General features: G+C 71.3%; 11 protein-coding genes. 10 read left to right on the forward strand and 1 reads right to left on the reverse strand.

Annotated features, from left to right (window positions below; all coding sequences use genetic code 11):
• Window position 1 precedes the first annotated feature (1 nt).
• The 8 genes from BN1197_RS03190 (at window position 2) to BN1197_RS03225 (ending at window position 8,346) form a co-directional block, all read left to right on the forward strand.
• Window positions 2–1,486 (forward strand): ammonia-forming cytochrome c nitrite reductase subunit c552, encoded by a 1,485-nt coding sequence (locus BN1197_RS03190; protein WP_082043582.1) that lies wholly within the window; start codon window positions 2–4, stop codon window positions 1,484–1,486.
• A gap of 268 nt (window positions 1,487–1,754) precedes the next feature.
• Complete coding sequence (locus BN1197_RS03195) at window positions 1,755–2,636, forward strand: tetratricopeptide repeat protein (RefSeq protein ID WP_052465929.1); 882 nt, start codon at window positions 1,755–1,757, stop codon at window positions 2,634–2,636.
• A gap of 3 nt (window positions 2,637–2,639) precedes the next feature.
• A complete protein-coding gene (locus BN1197_RS03200; protein WP_040156123.1) occupies window positions 2,640–3,380 on the forward strand; it encodes a cytochrome c biogenesis CcdA family protein in 741 nt (246 codons plus the stop codon).
• Between the two features lie 12 nt (window positions 3,381–3,392).
• Window positions 3,393–4,979 (forward strand): cytochrome c biogenesis protein ResB, encoded by a 1,587-nt coding sequence (gene resB / locus BN1197_RS03205; RefSeq protein WP_052465930.1) that lies wholly within the window; start codon window positions 3,393–3,395, stop codon window positions 4,977–4,979.
• A gap of 5 nt (window positions 4,980–4,984) precedes the next feature.
• Window positions 4,985–5,902, forward strand: a complete 918-nt coding sequence (ccsB, locus tag BN1197_RS03210; protein WP_040156528.1) for a c-type cytochrome biogenesis protein CcsB — start codon at window positions 4,985–4,987, stop codon at window positions 5,900–5,902.
• A gap of 28 nt (window positions 5,903–5,930) precedes the next feature.
• Window positions 5,931–6,587, forward strand: coding sequence for a TlpA family protein disulfide reductase (locus BN1197_RS03215; protein ID WP_052465931.1), 657 nt, complete (start codon window positions 5,931–5,933; stop codon window positions 6,585–6,587).
• Between the two features lie 115 nt (window positions 6,588–6,702).
• Window positions 6,703–7,713 (forward strand): DUF2332 domain-containing protein, encoded by a 1,011-nt coding sequence (locus BN1197_RS03220; RefSeq protein WP_040156125.1) that lies wholly within the window; start codon window positions 6,703–6,705, stop codon window positions 7,711–7,713.
• Between the two features lie 90 nt (window positions 7,714–7,803).
• Entirely contained in the window at window positions 7,804–8,346 is a 543-nt protein-coding gene (locus BN1197_RS03225) for a YceI family protein (RefSeq protein WP_040156127.1), read from the forward strand.
• A 63-nt stretch (window positions 8,347–8,409) separates the two neighbouring features.
• Here the strand turns inward: BN1197_RS03225 and BN1197_RS03230 are convergent, their stop codons facing one another.
• A complete protein-coding gene (locus tag BN1197_RS03230) occupies window positions 8,410–9,435 on the reverse strand; it encodes an alpha/beta hydrolase (RefSeq protein WP_052465932.1) in 1,026 nt (341 codons plus the stop codon).
• Between the two features lie 253 nt (window positions 9,436–9,688).
• Between BN1197_RS03230 and BN1197_RS03235 the strand changes: the two genes are divergently transcribed.
• Complete coding sequence (locus BN1197_RS03235; RefSeq protein ID WP_040156129.1) at window positions 9,689–12,256, forward strand: AMP-binding protein; 2,568 nt, start codon at window positions 9,689–9,691, stop codon at window positions 12,254–12,256.
• Entirely contained in the window at window positions 12,249–14,108 is a 1,860-nt protein-coding gene (locus tag BN1197_RS03240; RefSeq protein WP_040156130.1) for a sugar phosphate isomerase/epimerase and 4-hydroxyphenylpyruvate domain-containing protein, read from the forward strand. The genes BN1197_RS03235 and BN1197_RS03240 overlap by 8 nt, the downstream gene beginning before the upstream one ends.
• The last annotated feature ends 149 nt before the right edge of the window (window positions 14,109–14,257 follow it).

Raw genomic sequence — 14,257 nt, forward strand, 5'->3', positions numbered from 1 at the left:
CATGAACAGTACGAAAACCGAGCCACGCTCGGCAGACCCGTCGAGGAGGACGAAGACCCTGATCGGGTTGACGATCCTCGTCGCCGCCCTGGTCACGGTCGGTGTGGCGTTGTTGCTGATCAACATCGTGCAGCGACAGAACGAGGGCGAGCAGCCCGACTTCCAGGTCGTCAAGATCGACGAGAACACGGTCGACCCGGCGATCTGGGGCCGCAACTTCCCGCTGCAGTACGACTCGTACAAGCGCACCGACCAGATGGGCACGACCCAGCACGGTGGCTCCGAGGCGCTGCCGAACAACCCCACGGCCAACGATCCCCGCACGGTCGTCACCGCGCAGAAGATCGAGCTCGACCCGCGCCTGGTGCAGATGTGGAAGGGCTACGCGTTCTCCGTGGACTACCGCGAGAAGCGCGGCCACGCCTACATGCTGCTCGACCAGCGCAACACGCGCCGGGTCACCGAGTTCAAGCAGCCGGGCGCCTGCCTCAACTGTCACGCCTCCACGGTCAAGCTCATGAAGGACCTCGGTGACGGTGACACCAACAAGGGCTTCGCGGTGATGAACAAGATGCCGTACAACGAGCTCACCAAGAAGGTCGAGCACCCGATCTCCTGCATCGACTGCCACGACCCGAAGACCATGCAGTTGCGCGTCACCCGTCCGGCGTTCATCACCGGCATCAAGGCCTACAAGGAGTCGGTGGGCGTCAAGGACTTCGACGTCAACAAGGACGCCTCCGCTCAGGAGATGCGCACCTACGTCTGCGCCCAGTGCCACGTCGAGTACGCGTTCCCGGGCGAGGGCAAGACCCTCACCTACCCGTGGAAGTACGGCCTCACCGTGCGTGACGAGGAGAAGTACTGGAACGAGACCGGCTGGAACGACTGGACCCACGAGCTCACCGGCGCCAAGATGCTCAAGGCCCAGCACCCCGAGTTCGAGCTCTACAGCCAGGGCGTCCACGCCCGGGCGGGCGTCTCCTGCGCCGACTGCCACATGCCGTACGAGCGTGAGGGCGGCATGAAGGTGAGCAACCACCAGGTGCGCAGCCCGATGTTCAACGTCAACCAGTCCTGCCAGACGTGCCACAACACGACCGAGCAGGAGCTGAAGGACCGCGTGGGCCAGATCCAGGACCGCCACCTGCACACCCGCAACCAGGCCAGCCAGGCCCTCTCGGAGCTCATCACCGACCTCGAGAAGGCCAAGAGCGACAAGTCGGTCAAGCCGGAGAACCTCGAGATCGCCCGCGCCTACCAGCGCAAGTCGAGCTTCTACATCGACTGGATCGTCTCGGAGAACTCCAACGGCTTCCACGCCCCCGGCGAGGCGCTGCGCGTCCTCAACGACGCGACGGACGCCGCCCGCAAGGGTCAGCTCGCTCTCAAGGGCATCGTCACTCCCGACGTGGTCGACGCCCCGCAGGGCAAGGAGCCGCAGACGGTCATGCCGACCCCGGCACCGACCTCGTCGGGTCGCTGACGAGGGGCGGCCGACCGCCGCGACAGCCCGACCCTGCAAGAGGGGAGGAGGCACAGGCCTCCTCCCCTCTTCGCATGTACCGGCCCGTCACACCGGCCCTTTGTCACGGCCTATACCGTGCGAGATGGAGGCGGCCTGTATCGAACGTCCTGGGCCCCTGCCGAAGACGTGACGACCGACGGATAGACCCCTGCCCTGCCCGGACGCGAGTCTGGACCTACCGATTCACCACAGTTCACGACAGCTCGAAGGACGGCAGGGACCCACGATGACGCGCGACCACCACGACCCCCGCGCTTGGCTCGGACTCACACCCGACGCCGGCGACGTCGAGGTCGAGCAGACGCGGGAGCGTCTCGAGGAGTACCTCGCCGACGCCCCGCCCGAGCTCGCCGGCTGGGCCCGCGCCCAGCGCAGCGGCGCCTACGGCCGGCCCGTCACCACCGCGACGACGCCACTGAACCCGCAGGGCGGCGCCGTCCGTCGTCGGCGCTCCCCGCTCGTGCCGCTCTCGATCATCGCGGTCGCCACCGCCGTCGGTGTCATCGTCTACAACATCCCCGACGGCGGCACCGCGGCCGCGGACCCCAAGGCCGCCGCCTCCACCCCGGCCCACGCCCAGGGCACGATGCCGGCCGCGACGCCCGAACCACTCGACCAGGCCAAGGTCGACGGCCTCAACAAGAAGATCGCCGCGAACCCCAAGGACACCAAGGCGCTCAAGGAGCTCGCCAACGAGTACTCCCGCACCGAGATGTACAAGGAGGCGGCGGCCACCCAGGCCAAGATCCTCGAGGTCGAGCCCAAGAACACCGACGCCCGCCTCGCGTACGGCGTCGCGCACTTCAACATGAACGACCTGCCCACCGCCGAGAAGGCCTGGAACGAGGTCGTCGCGCAGGACCCGAAGAACGTCGAGGCCTACTACGACCTCGGCTTCCTCCACCTCAGCAAGAGCCCGCCGCAGATGGACAAGGCCCAGGCCGCGTGGGAGAAGGTCGTCGAGCTCGACCCGACCTCCGAACTCGCCGGCACCGTCAAGAGCCACCTCGACAAGTTCAAGTCCGGCGCCGCCGCCGACATGGGCGGCTCGACCTCGCCGACCGCGGTGCCCTCGGGCGCCGCGACGTCCGCTCCGGCGCAGGGCTGAGTCATGGGGGTCACGTTCGGGCTGGCCCTGGCCGCCGGTGTCGTGGCCTTCGCCTCGCCGTGCTTCCTGCCGATCGTGCCGGTCTACGTCAGCTACCTCGTCGGGTCGGCACCCGGCGAGGCGGCGAGGACCGCGGCGGCACGCCGGGCGGCCGTCACCCAGTCGCTCGTGTTCGTCGCCGGCTTCTCGGCCGTGTTCGTCACCCTGTGGGCCTCCATCGGCGTCATCGGGTACGTCATGGGCGATTTCCGCGACGTGCTGCGTGTCGTCGGCGGGGCCGTGCTCATCGTCATGGGCCTGCACGTCGCGGGGCTCATCCGCATCTCGGCGCTGTTCCGCCAGGTGCAGGTGCCCGCCTCGGCGGTCATGGGTGCCGGCCACGGCGGCATCGACCTCGCCGGCCTGACTCCGAACTACCGGCGCTCGGCCCTGCTGGGCATCGCGTTCGGCGCCGGATGGACCCCGTGCATCGGCCCGATCCTCGGCGCGGTCATCGGCCTCGCGTCGGTGAGCGGCACCGTGCTCCACGGCGCCGCGCTGCTGCTGACGTTCTCCCTCGGTCTCGGCATCCCGTTCGTGCTCGTCGCGGCCGGGGCCACCGAGATCACCACCCGCCTGCAGTGGCTGCGTCGCCACGAGACGGCCGTCGCCCTCGCCTCCGGCGGGCTGCTGGTCGTCACCGGGTTCCTCATGATCACGGGCGTGTTCGGCACCCTCGCCGCCCTCGCCCCCACCGTTCTGTAGAAGCGAGCAGCCATGACCGACACCACGACCCGTCCGATCGCCGGTGGCCCCGACGTCGTCGACGACGATCTCGAGCCGCTGCCCGCGACACCGCCGGCGCCGCGACGCCGGCGCAAGGACACCCCCGTCGAGGCGTTCTTCCACCGCGCCTACGCCCTCTTCCACAACAAGAAGTTCGGGCTGTTCCTCATCCTCGCGATGACGGTGCTCACCCTCGTCGGCGTCCTGCTCCCCCAGGCGGCCCCGGACATCCGCAGCGACCCGCAGGCCTACGCCGACTGGCTGTCGACCCAGCGCCCGAAGTTCGGTGGCTGGACGCCGGTGCTCGACACGCTCGGGTTCTTCGGGATGTTCGGCACCGTCTGGTTCAAGGCCGTCACCGTGCTGCTCGCGCTGAGCATCGTCGCCTGCACGACGCACCGCATGCCGGTGCTGTGGGCGAACGCCACCCGGCCCCACCTGCACGTCACCGAGGGCTTCTTCGACCACGCCAAGGTGCGGGAGACCACCCAGGTGCGCCTGTCGCCGGCCCAGACCGTGACGGAGCTGCGACGCATCCTCGGCAAACGTCACTTCCGGGTCCTCGACGACCCCAAGGGCGAGGGATTCAGCCTCTACGCCGACCGCTACCGCTGGATGCCCTTCGGCACGGTCATCGCGCACACCTCGTTCGTCGTGCTGCTGTTCGGGATGCTCGTCTCGGCCAACACCGGGTTCGACGAGAACCTCGCCGTCACGGTCGGCACCCGCGTGCCGGTGGGGCACGGCACGAACTACTCGATCGAGGCCAAGTCGTTCTCCGACACCTACCACGCGACCGGCCAGGCGATGGACTACGTCGCCGACGTCGTGCTCTACGACGGCGACACCCCGGTGGCCGCCAACCCGTCGCTGCGGGTCAACTCGCCGCTGCACCACGACGGGCTCAGGATCCACCAGTCCTACTTCGGCACCTCGGCCGTCGTCACCGTCAAGAACGCCTCGGGCGCCACGGTGTTCGCGGGCGGCGTCCCGCTCGAGTACACCTCCGACGACGAGCAGAACTCCATCGGCCGCGCCGAGATCCCCGGCACCGACCTCGTCGCGTTCGTCGTGACCCCGGCCTCCGGCCAGGTGATCTCCGACATCCCGGCGGGCCAGGCGCAGATCGAGGTGCAGCGTCGCGGGCAGGAGGCCCCGGTCGCCACCGGTCGCCTCGCCGTCGGCGAGACCCGGCAGCTCGGCGACCACACCTACACCTTCGAGCGCGAGGCCAAGTTCACCGGCCTCATGGTGCGTGAGGACCCGGGCGCCCCGTGGATCTGGGTCGGCTGCGCGCTCATGATGATCGGCCTCGTCACGACGATGGGCTTCAAGCACCGGCGGGTGTGGGTGCGCGTGCACCCGACGACCGTCGACGGCGAGCCCAGCACCGAGATGCGCGCCGCGACCTCCGACAAGGCCGACCTCGACTTCCAGAAGTGGTTCCGCCGCTTCGCCACCGAGGTCTCCGCCCTCGGGCCCCAGACTGCCACCGGCCACGCCGCCACCGCCGGCGCCAGCACCGACACTACCACCCACACCAGCACCAACACCACGACCGGAAAGACGACGGTGTGACCGCCATGCTCCAGATCTCTCAGTACTGCCTCGTGGCCGCCACGATCCTCGTGGTCGTGGCCCTGGTCGCCAAGATCGTCGCGTTCTCGCGCAGCCGCGAACGCTCGCCGGAGTACGCGCACGCCCAGTCCGGTGCCGCCGGCGGCGTCCTGCTCGCCGACCGCCCCGAGTTCGCCTCCCCCGAGACCGGCCACGGCGCCGGCTCCGGACGCGCCACCGGCCTCGTCTGGTACGCCAGCCGTCTCACGTGGATGGCCCTCGCGTTCCTCACGGTCGCGCTCGTGACCCGCATGTTCCTCACCGGCAACGCACCCTTCACCAACCAGCACGAGTTCGCCGCCTCGTTCGCCTGGGGCATCCTCGTCGCCTACGTGTGGGTCGAGGTGCAGTACCAGGCGCGCACCCTCGGGCTGTTGGTGCTGCCGTTCACGGCCGGCATGCTCGTCTACGCGCTCGCCATGGACACCGCGGTCCGCCCGCTCATGCCGGCGCTGCAGAACAGCTGGCTGCTCACCCTGCACGTGTTCACCGCGGTGCTCGCCTACGGTGGCGCGGCGGTGGCCTCGGCCGCGGGCATCCTCTACCTCGTGCGTCCGCACGTCGCCTGGCGCGGCCTGCCCAGCCGTGAGGTGCTCGACGAGATCGGCTACCGCGCCACGCTGTTCCTCTACCCCGTGCTCACCGTGATGATCATCCTCGGCGCCGTCTGGGCCGACATCGCCTGGGGCCGGTACTGGAGCTGGGACCCCAAGGAGACCGCCGCGTTCGTCACCTGGCTGATCTACAGCGCCTACCTGCACGCCCGCGTCGTCCGCGACTGGCGCGGCAGCAAGGCGGCCTGGCTGCTCGTGCTCGGGTTCGCCGCGGTCATCGGCACGTTCGTCGGCAACCACTTCTTCAGCGGCCTGCACTCCTACGCGTGAGTGCCGGGGACGCACGAGAGGAGACGACATGACGACCACCGAGCAGACGCGCTCGCCCGGCTCGCACACGGGCGGACCCGCCGCGGGCGGGCAGGGCCCCGACTGGCGTGAGCGCCTCCGCACGAGCCGGGCCGGGACGCTCGGGGTGCTCCTCGTGACCACCCTGCTCGTCATGGTCGGCGCCTGGTTCATCCAGAAGCCGGACGCCGCCAAGCAGGGCGACGTCACGGCAGTCCAACTCCAGGGTGAACAGGCCGGCCCCCCGCCCGCCGTCGGCGCCCCGGCGCAGGACTTCACCGCCCGCACGATCGACGGCAGGACGGTCAAGCTCAGCGACTACGCGGGCAAGCCCGTGTGGCTGCTGTTCGGCGCCACGTGGTGCGCCTCCTGCCGCGCCGAGGTGGCCGACGTCGAGTCGGTCTACCAGCAGGCCAAGGCCCAGGGCGTCGAGGTCATCTCGCTGTACCTCTCAGAGGACGCGAAGACCGTGCAGGACTACACGAAGGCCACCGGCCTCACCTACCTGCACGTGCCCGACCCCCAGACGACGGTCGCGAGCGCCTACCGCGTCATGGGCGTGCCCGCCCACTTCTACGTCGACCGGCAGGGCAAGATCGCCTCGATCCAGGTCGGAGCCCTCGACCGGGCGACGATGGAGAAGAACCTAGCGGCCATCACCGGCTGACGACGCCCGCACCTTCGCGGTGCGCCCGGAACGTGGACGTGCCCGCTCACTTCGAGCGGGCACGTTCGCGTCTCTGCTGTGCGGCAGGTGTCGGCCGGCACTAGCCTCGCGGGCCATGGAGCTGTACACGAGCATCGTCGACCAGTACGAGGACTTCGCGGCCTACGCCGCCGCCGACTCTCCGTGCTTCGCGGACTGGGCGACGCGGGTCGCCGCCGACGCCGAGGTCCAGGCCTGGATCGCCGAGCTTCCGCCCATCAAGCAGCAGCCCAACCTCGTGTTCGCCGCAGCGCGGTGGCACGGCGTCGCGGCTCCGGGCCCGTACACGGCTCTGCGACAGGCGCTGCTCGACGACGACGGCACGATCGTCGCCACCATCTCGCGTCGCTCCACCCAGACCAACGAGGTCAACCGGCTCGCCACGCTCGCACCGGTGTTCGCGCGGATCGCGGCGGAGTCCGACCGTCCGCTCGCCCTTCTCGAGGCCGGGGCGAGCGCCGGAGTGTGCCTCTACCCCGACCGGTACACGTATCGCTACCTGCTCGGCCCGGAGAAGACACCGGCGACGTGGACTCCGGGCACGTCGGCCGGCGAACTCACGTGTCGTGTGAAGGGCACCTTCGAGGTGCCCACCGGGAGCCTGGAGGTGGCCTGGCGCGGCGGCCTCGACCTCGCGCCCGTCGACGTCGACGACGAGGACGCGACGCGGTGGCTCGAGACCCTCGTGTGGCCGGAGCAGGACGAGCGCCGTGCCCGGCTGCGCACGGCACTCGAGGTGGCCCGCCGCGAACCGGCCGACGTGCGCGCCGGTGATGTCCTCACCGAGCTGCCGGCGCTCGTCGACGAGGCCTCGAAGCACGGCGAGGTCGTCGTCTTCCACACCGCCGTCGTCGCCTACCTCGAGCCGGAGGATCGCCGACGGTTCGCCGACCTCATGAGCACGCTGGTCGCGAGCGGCCGGTGCCGGTGGGTGAGCAACGAGTCGAAGACCGTCCTGCCGACGATCGCCGCCACCGGGCCGGACATTCCGGACGGCCATCCGACGTTTGTCCTCGGCCTCGACGGGCAAGAGATGGCATGGACGCACGGTCACGGCCGGGCCATGACCTGGCACGACATCCCCTGAGGCAGGTCCACGGACGATGTAGTTGACACATCATCTAGAATCCTCTACCGTAGTTGTTGAACGATCAACGACAAGACGAAGGAGATCGAGATGACCACGCTTTCCCAGCTCGACGGCACGTACACCATCGACCCCGCCCACTCCCGCCTCGGGTTCGTCGCCCGGCACGCCATGGTGACCAAGGTGCGCGGCTCGTTCGGCGAGTTCGAGGGCCAGGCCCGCACGGGTGCCAACCTCGAGGGCGCGTCCATCGAGGTCACGGCGCAGATGAACAGCATCGACACCGGCAACGCCGACCGTGACGGCCACCTGCGCACGGGTGACTTCTTCGAGGTCGAGAAGTACCCGACGATGACGTTCCGCTCCACCGAGATCGCGGCCGCCGACGAGGACACCCTCCGCGTCACCGGCGACCTGACGATCAAGGCCGTCACCAAGCCCGTCACCATCGACTTCGAGTTCGGCGGTCAGGCCACCGACCCCTTCGGCAACGAGCGCATCGGCTTCGACGGCTCGACCGTCATCAACCGCAAGGACTTCGGCATCGAGTTCAACGCCGCCCTCGAGACCGGCGGCGTGCTCGTCTCCGACAAGATCACCCTGGAGATCGAGATCTCGGCCATCAAGGCCTGAGTCCGTCACTCCACTGCCGTGAAGGCGGGTGTGCCCCGGGTGGGCGCACCCGCCTTCGTGCGTTCAGGAACGGGCTCGGCGCCGTAGCGGGATGACGCGAGCGAGCGGAGCAGCCTGCGCACGCACGGCGTGGCGGTCGAGCCAATGGAGCAGGTCGGCGACGACCTCCTCACGGTTGGTCTCGGCGAGGATCTCGTGCCGGGCTCCGGGATAGAGGCGCGTCGTGACGTCGCGCACCCCCACGCGCCGGTAGGCCGTGGCGACGTCGCTGACGACGCGACCGAAGTCGCCGACCGGATCCTGATCCCCGGCGATGACGTAGACCGGCAGATCGGGACGGATCCCCGCCGCGCGGCGGCGCTCGCCGACGATCCCGAGGCCGGTGAGCAGGTCGACGAAGAAGCGGTGTGAACACACGAAGCCGCATCGCGGGTCGGCCACGTACGCGTCGACGACCTCGGGGTCGCGGGAGAGCCAGTCGAAGCGGGTGCGCCCCTCGAACGGCGCGTTGAACGCTCCGAAGGTCATCCGGTCGAGCAAGGGGCTCGGGCGGCGACCACCGCGCAGCCGCGAGAGCAGACGGGCGAGCGCCAGCCCTCCGTACCGCCGCAGGAGCCCGGGAACGGCCGGAGCACCGACGAGCACGAGCGCGTCGACCGTGGCGGAGTGGTCGAGCACGAGGGTGCGGGCGACGAGCGCGCCCATGCTGTGCCCGAGCACGACGTACGGCAGGCCCGGGTACCGCTCACGCGCCGCCGCGCCCACCCGTAGGGCGTCCTCGACGAGCAACTGCCAGCCGTCGTGGTCGGCGAGATGACCGAGGGAGTCGGGCGAGGTCTCGCCGTGGCCGCGTTGATCGTTGACGACGACGATGTAGCCGGCGCGCGCGAGCTCGTCGGCGAACCGGTCGTACCGCTGCGCGTGCTCGGCCATGCCGTGCAGGACGTGGACGATCCCCCGCGGGGCCGGCGCCCCGAGGTGGGCGATGTCGCCGGTGCCGGTCTCGCTCATGGCGGGGGCCGTCGTGCGCACGGCGAGCCGCGTACCGTCCGGCATCGTCAGGGTCGATCGAGTCGTCGCTGCGGTCATGGTCTCCGTCCTTCGGCTCGGTGTAATTGTCACATCACCTTGACCGGACCGCAGGTCACGGGCGCATCGGCGTGGGCGGGCGCAGGTCGCCGCATCCGGGGGTACGGCCGCCCGACTCCGCCCGGCGGCACCGGCCACGCGGCTGACCTGCAGACTCTTCCCCGGCGTCAGGGTTGGCGTGAGACACGTGATGGCGTGACGCTCGCGGGGCGTCGGTGGCACGATGGCGGTAAGGGGAACGGGGGATTTCCACGTGGATCGACTGATCATGCGACCGGCCGTCGGCACGATGACGACCGGCGACCTACGTCCGCTGGACGAGGACGACATCGCCGCGGGCGTCCTGCCACGGCTGCGACACGTCGTCGCGGCGCGGCCGGAACACACCGCGGTGGCCGACGACGCCACCGATCTGACCTTCGCCGGGCTCGCGGCACGCGCGGCCGAGGTGAGGCTGCGGCTCGAGGGGTTGCTCGCGGCTCAGCCCGGCCCTCCGGCATCCTCGGATCCGGAGCCGGTCGCGGTTCTCGCCGGCCACGACGCCGCGGCGGTCGTCGCGGTCGTGGCCGTCCTCGCCGCCGGGCATCCCGTCGTCGTGCTCGACGACCGCACGCCCGCCGTGTGGCAGCGTCGTCTGCTCGGTCAGCTCGGAGCACGGATCGTGCTCGCCGACGGCGCCCGACCGGAGTCGGTCGAGGCCGCGACGGCGATCGCCGCCTCCCCCGCCCACGTGCTCGCGACCACCGTCGACCTCGCCGACCCCGACGAACTATGGCGCGACACACCGGCGCCGGAGTCTCCGGCCCTCATCGCCTTCACCTCGGGCACGACCGGCGCCACCAAACCCGTGGTGGGTACGCACCGGCTGCTCGTGCGCGACGCGTGGAACTCGGCCGTCGCGACGTGCTGCTACGACGAGCGCGACGTCGTGCTGCACACCCTGCCGCTGCCCTTCCATGCCGGGCTCACCACCGCGATCCACACGCTGCTCGTCGGCTGCGGCATGCGGCTCGTCGACGTGCGCGGCCGCGGGGTGGCGACGCTGCCGCAGGTCGTGGCCGACACGGCCGCGACGTTGCTCGTCACCAGCCCCGCCATCCTGCGCGGTCTCGCCGCGAGCGGCCCCGACACCGAACTGCTCTCGGGGCTCAGCGGGCTCACGGTCGCCGGCGAGGCGGTCTACGGACGCGACGTCGAGGCGGCGCGCGCCGTCGTCGGCCCCCACTGCGTCGTGCGCAACCGCTACGGCGCCTCCGAGGTCGGCCTCATCGGTGAGCACGTCGTCACCGACGTCCCCAGCGGTCGACTGCCGGTCGGGCGGGGCGTGGGCTGGAACCGGGTCGACGTCGTGCGCGACGACGGCACCTCCGCCGACGTCGGCGAGAAGGGCACGATCGTCGTCACCGCACCCGACGTCGCCCTCGGTTACTGGGGGCGGCCCGGCGATCCGGCGTTCACCGACAACCCCGACGGCACCCGCACCTTTCGCACGAGCGACCTCGGTCGGCGACTGCCCGACGGGTCGATCGACCTCACCGGCCGCAGCGACCACGCCGTGACGATCCGCGGTTACCTCGTCGACCCGGGCGAGGTCGAGGCCGTCGCCGCGACGCTGCCCGGTGTGCGCGAGTGCGTGATCGTCGGTCAGGACACGCCCACCGGCACCCGTCTCGTCGCCTACGTCGTCGGTGAGTCCGCGAGCGACCCCGCCTCCGTGCGTGCGCGCCTGCGGGAGCGGCTTCCCGGGCACATGGTTCCCGCCGAGATCATCGCCCTCTCGGCGCTGCCCCGCACCGACCGCGGCAAGATCGACCGCCGTTCGCTGCCGCTGCCGACGCCCAGCGGCGACCGCGGCCACGAGCCGCTCGGCCACTGGGAGCAGCTCGTCGCCGACGCCTGGACGCTCGTGCTCGGCGTCGAGGACCCCCGCCCGGACGACGACTTCTTCGCCCTGGGCGGCGATTCGCTCTCGGCCGAGGAGCTCATGACCCGGCTGCGCGACGACCTCGGAGTCGCCGCCGAACGCGCGACGAGCAGCACGCTCGTGCAGGCCCCGACCCTGCGGGAGTTCGCGGGCGCCGTCGAGCCCGACCAGCAGCGCAACCGTTCCGGACTCGTTCCGCTGCACGCCGCGGGAGCCCGTCCGCCGCTGTTCGTCGTCGCTGGCGCGGGGGGCCTCGGCCGGACGCTCGGCCCGCTCGCCCGCCGGCTCGGCGCCGACCAACCCGTCTACGCCCTGCAGTCGCCTTCGCTCGAGGGCCGCGCGTTGCCGGAGCCCTCGATCGCGGCGATGGCGCGACACCACCTCGCGGCGATCCGGGAGGTGGCCCGCGGGCCGCTCTTCCTGGCAGGGCACGGCTTCGGTGGCCTCGTCGCGCTCGAGATGGCGCGGCAGGCCGAGGAGTCCGGGCGGCAGGTGCCCCTGGTCGTCCTGCTCGACACCACCCCGCCGGAGCTCACCCGCGGTGACGCCCGCCCGGCGTGGCGGCGCGCGAAGAGCGGCCTGGGGCTGCTTCGTGCCTCGCTGCGCGACACGAGCGGCGGCTCGGAGGCGTGGCGGTGGCAGTTGCGGGCCGACGCGATGGCGGCGACGTACTCGCCGGCTGCACGCACGGGCCGCACGCTGGTGCTCACGGCCTCCGACGGCTCCCAGCCCTCCGGCCAGGAGTCCTGGTCGACCACTCTGCCCGCCATGTCGCACCGCTACGTCGCCGGGGGTCCGCTGACGATGCTGCGCCCACCGCACGTCGACGCGGTCGCCGCCCATCTGCGCACGGCGCTCGACGACGCGCTCGCGGCCTCCGGGGGAAGCGGTGCGTAAGTCGATCGCCACGGTCTCGGTCTCGGGCTCGCTGCCCCAGAAGCTCGCCGCCATCGCCGCGGCGCGCTTCGACGGCATCGAGGTGTTCGACAACGACCTCGTCGCGAGCGATCTCTCACCCGACGAGGTCGCGGCGCGCTGCGCCGACCTCGGGCTCTCGATCGACCTGTTCCAGCCGCTGCGCGACATCGAGGGATGGCGCCCGGAGCGGTTCGACGCCGTCCTGCGCCGGCTCACCCACAAGTTCGCCGTCATGGAACGGCTCGGGGTCGACACCGCGCTCGCCTGCTCCAACGTGCAGCCCGACGCCGTCGACGACCTCGACCTCGTCGCCGAACAGCTCCACGCCGTCGGTGAGCTCGCGGCCGACCACGGCGTCCACGTGGCCTATGAGGCCCTCGCCTGGGGCCGGCACATCAACCGGGTGCGGCAGTCGTGGGAGGCGATCGAGCGCGCCGGGCATCCGCACGTCTCCCTCGCCGTCGACACCTTCCACGTGCTGTCCCGGGGCGACGACGCGGCTGCCCTCGCCGGTGTCCCCGGCGACCGCATCGGGTTCCTCCAGATCGCCGACGCCCCGCGCCTCGACATGAACGTGCTGTCGTGGTCGCGCCACTTCCGCTGCTTTCCCGGCCAGGGCGATCTCGACGTCGCCGGACTCGTCGGCGCGGTCGTCGACGCCGGCTACCGCGGCCCGCTCTCGCTCGAGGTGTTCTCCGACGTCGTGCGCGTCGCCGACCCGCGGATGAACGCCCTCGACGGGATGCGCTCGCTGCTGCATCTCGAGGAGCAACTGCGGACGCGCCGCGCGGCACAGGCCGCGGCCGGGGAGCCGGTTCGCGCCCTCGTCGATCTCTTCGATCCGCCGCCGGCGCCCGAACGGGTCGACGCGGAGTTCGTCGAGTTCGCGGTGACCGACGACGACGCGCGCGACACCGACCCGGCCACGAGCGTCACGGCCCTGCTCGACGCGCTCGGGTTCACGCACGTCGCGACACACCCCACCCGTGCCGTGCAGTGGTGGCGCAACGGCGACGCCCACGTCTGCCTCACGACCCAACCCGTGCCCGGCCCCGCGCGCAGCCGCCCGTTCGTCAGCGCGCTGGCGTTGCGCGTCGCCGAGGTCCGCGACGTCGCCACCCGCGCGAACGCCCTGCTGTGGCCCAGCGTCGCGTACCGTCGCGGACGCTTCACCGCGTCCCTGCCCGGCCTCGACACTCCGAGCGGGCTCCACGTCTTTCTCACCGGGCCCGCGGGCGCCGAGGACGACTGGCGGCGGGTCTACCCCGAGCCCCAGGCCGAGCACGGCGACTGGTTCGGCATCGATCACGTCGGGGCGACGGTGCCCTCCTCGCGCTACCCGGCCGAACAGTCCTTCTATCGTTCGGTGTTCGGCCTCACCGGTGGCACCGAGAGTGAGTTCATCCAGCCGAGCGGACGACTGCAGAGCCGCCCCTTCCGCCCGACCGACGGAGACCTTCGGGTCGTCCTCGCGGTCTCCGCCGACGAGGGTGGTCGTGACGCGGGCGTGGGGCAGATCGCGTTCGCCTGCCCCGACGTGGCCGCGGTCGTCGCCCGCGCCCGCGCGGCCGGAGCGCGGTTCCTGCCCATTCCGGCGAACTACTACGACGACCTGCGCGCGCGGTTCGACCTCGACGACGCGACGATCGAACACCTGCGCACCCACGACCTCATGTACGACGAGGACGGCGAGGGCGGCACCCTCACCCACGCCTACACGCAGGTGATGAACGGCCGCTTCTACCTCGAGCTCCTCCAACGCGAGGGCGGGTACACCGGCTACGGCGCCCCCGGCACCCACGTCCGTCTCGCCGCCCAGGCCCGCCTCTGACGCGTTCGGACGACAGCACCGAGAATGGGCTTTCGCGGCTCAGGAGTCGGAGGGAGGCCGGTCATGTCCGAGCGTCGGCGATCCGCAACGGAGGTCTGCTACCTGCTCTACGCACGGCCGGGGCCCGCCGGACCGTTCGGCCGGCGGAG

This window comes from Mobilicoccus massiliensis, from assembly GCF_000826525.2.
GTDB classification, from domain to species: Bacteria; Actinomycetota; Actinomycetes; order Actinomycetales; family Dermatophilaceae; genus Mobilicoccus; species Mobilicoccus massiliensis.

What these genes read in the sequence shown, in the direction of transcription:
- BN1197_RS03190 (WP_082043582.1), top strand. Translation starts at nt 2, where the DNA reads ATGAACAGTACGAAAACCGAGCCACGCTCGGCAGACCCGTCGAGGAGG.
- BN1197_RS03215 (WP_052465931.1), top strand. Translation starts at nt 5,931, where the DNA reads ATGACGACCACCGAGCAGACGCGCTCGCCCGGCTCGCACACGGGCGGA.
- BN1197_RS03195 (WP_052465929.1), top strand. Translation starts at nt 1,755, where the DNA reads ATGACGCGCGACCACCACGACCCCCGCGCTTGGCTCGGACTCACACCC.
- ccsB (WP_040156528.1), top strand. Translation starts at nt 4,985, where the DNA reads ATGCTCCAGATCTCTCAGTACTGCCTCGTGGCCGCCACGATCCTCGTG.
- BN1197_RS03225 (WP_040156127.1), top strand. Translation starts at nt 7,804, where the DNA reads ATGACCACGCTTTCCCAGCTCGACGGCACGTACACCATCGACCCCGCC.
- resB (WP_052465930.1), top strand. Translation starts at nt 3,393, where the DNA reads ATGACCGACACCACGACCCGTCCGATCGCCGGTGGCCCCGACGTCGTC.
- BN1197_RS03220 (WP_040156125.1), top strand. Translation starts at nt 6,703, where the DNA reads ATGGAGCTGTACACGAGCATCGTCGACCAGTACGAGGACTTCGCGGCC.
- BN1197_RS03200 (WP_040156123.1), top strand. Translation starts at nt 2,640, where the DNA reads ATGGGGGTCACGTTCGGGCTGGCCCTGGCCGCCGGTGTCGTGGCCTTC.
- BN1197_RS03230 (WP_052465932.1), bottom strand. Translation starts at nt 9,435, where the DNA reads ATGACCGCAGCGACGACTCGATCGACCCTGACGATGCCGGACGGTACG.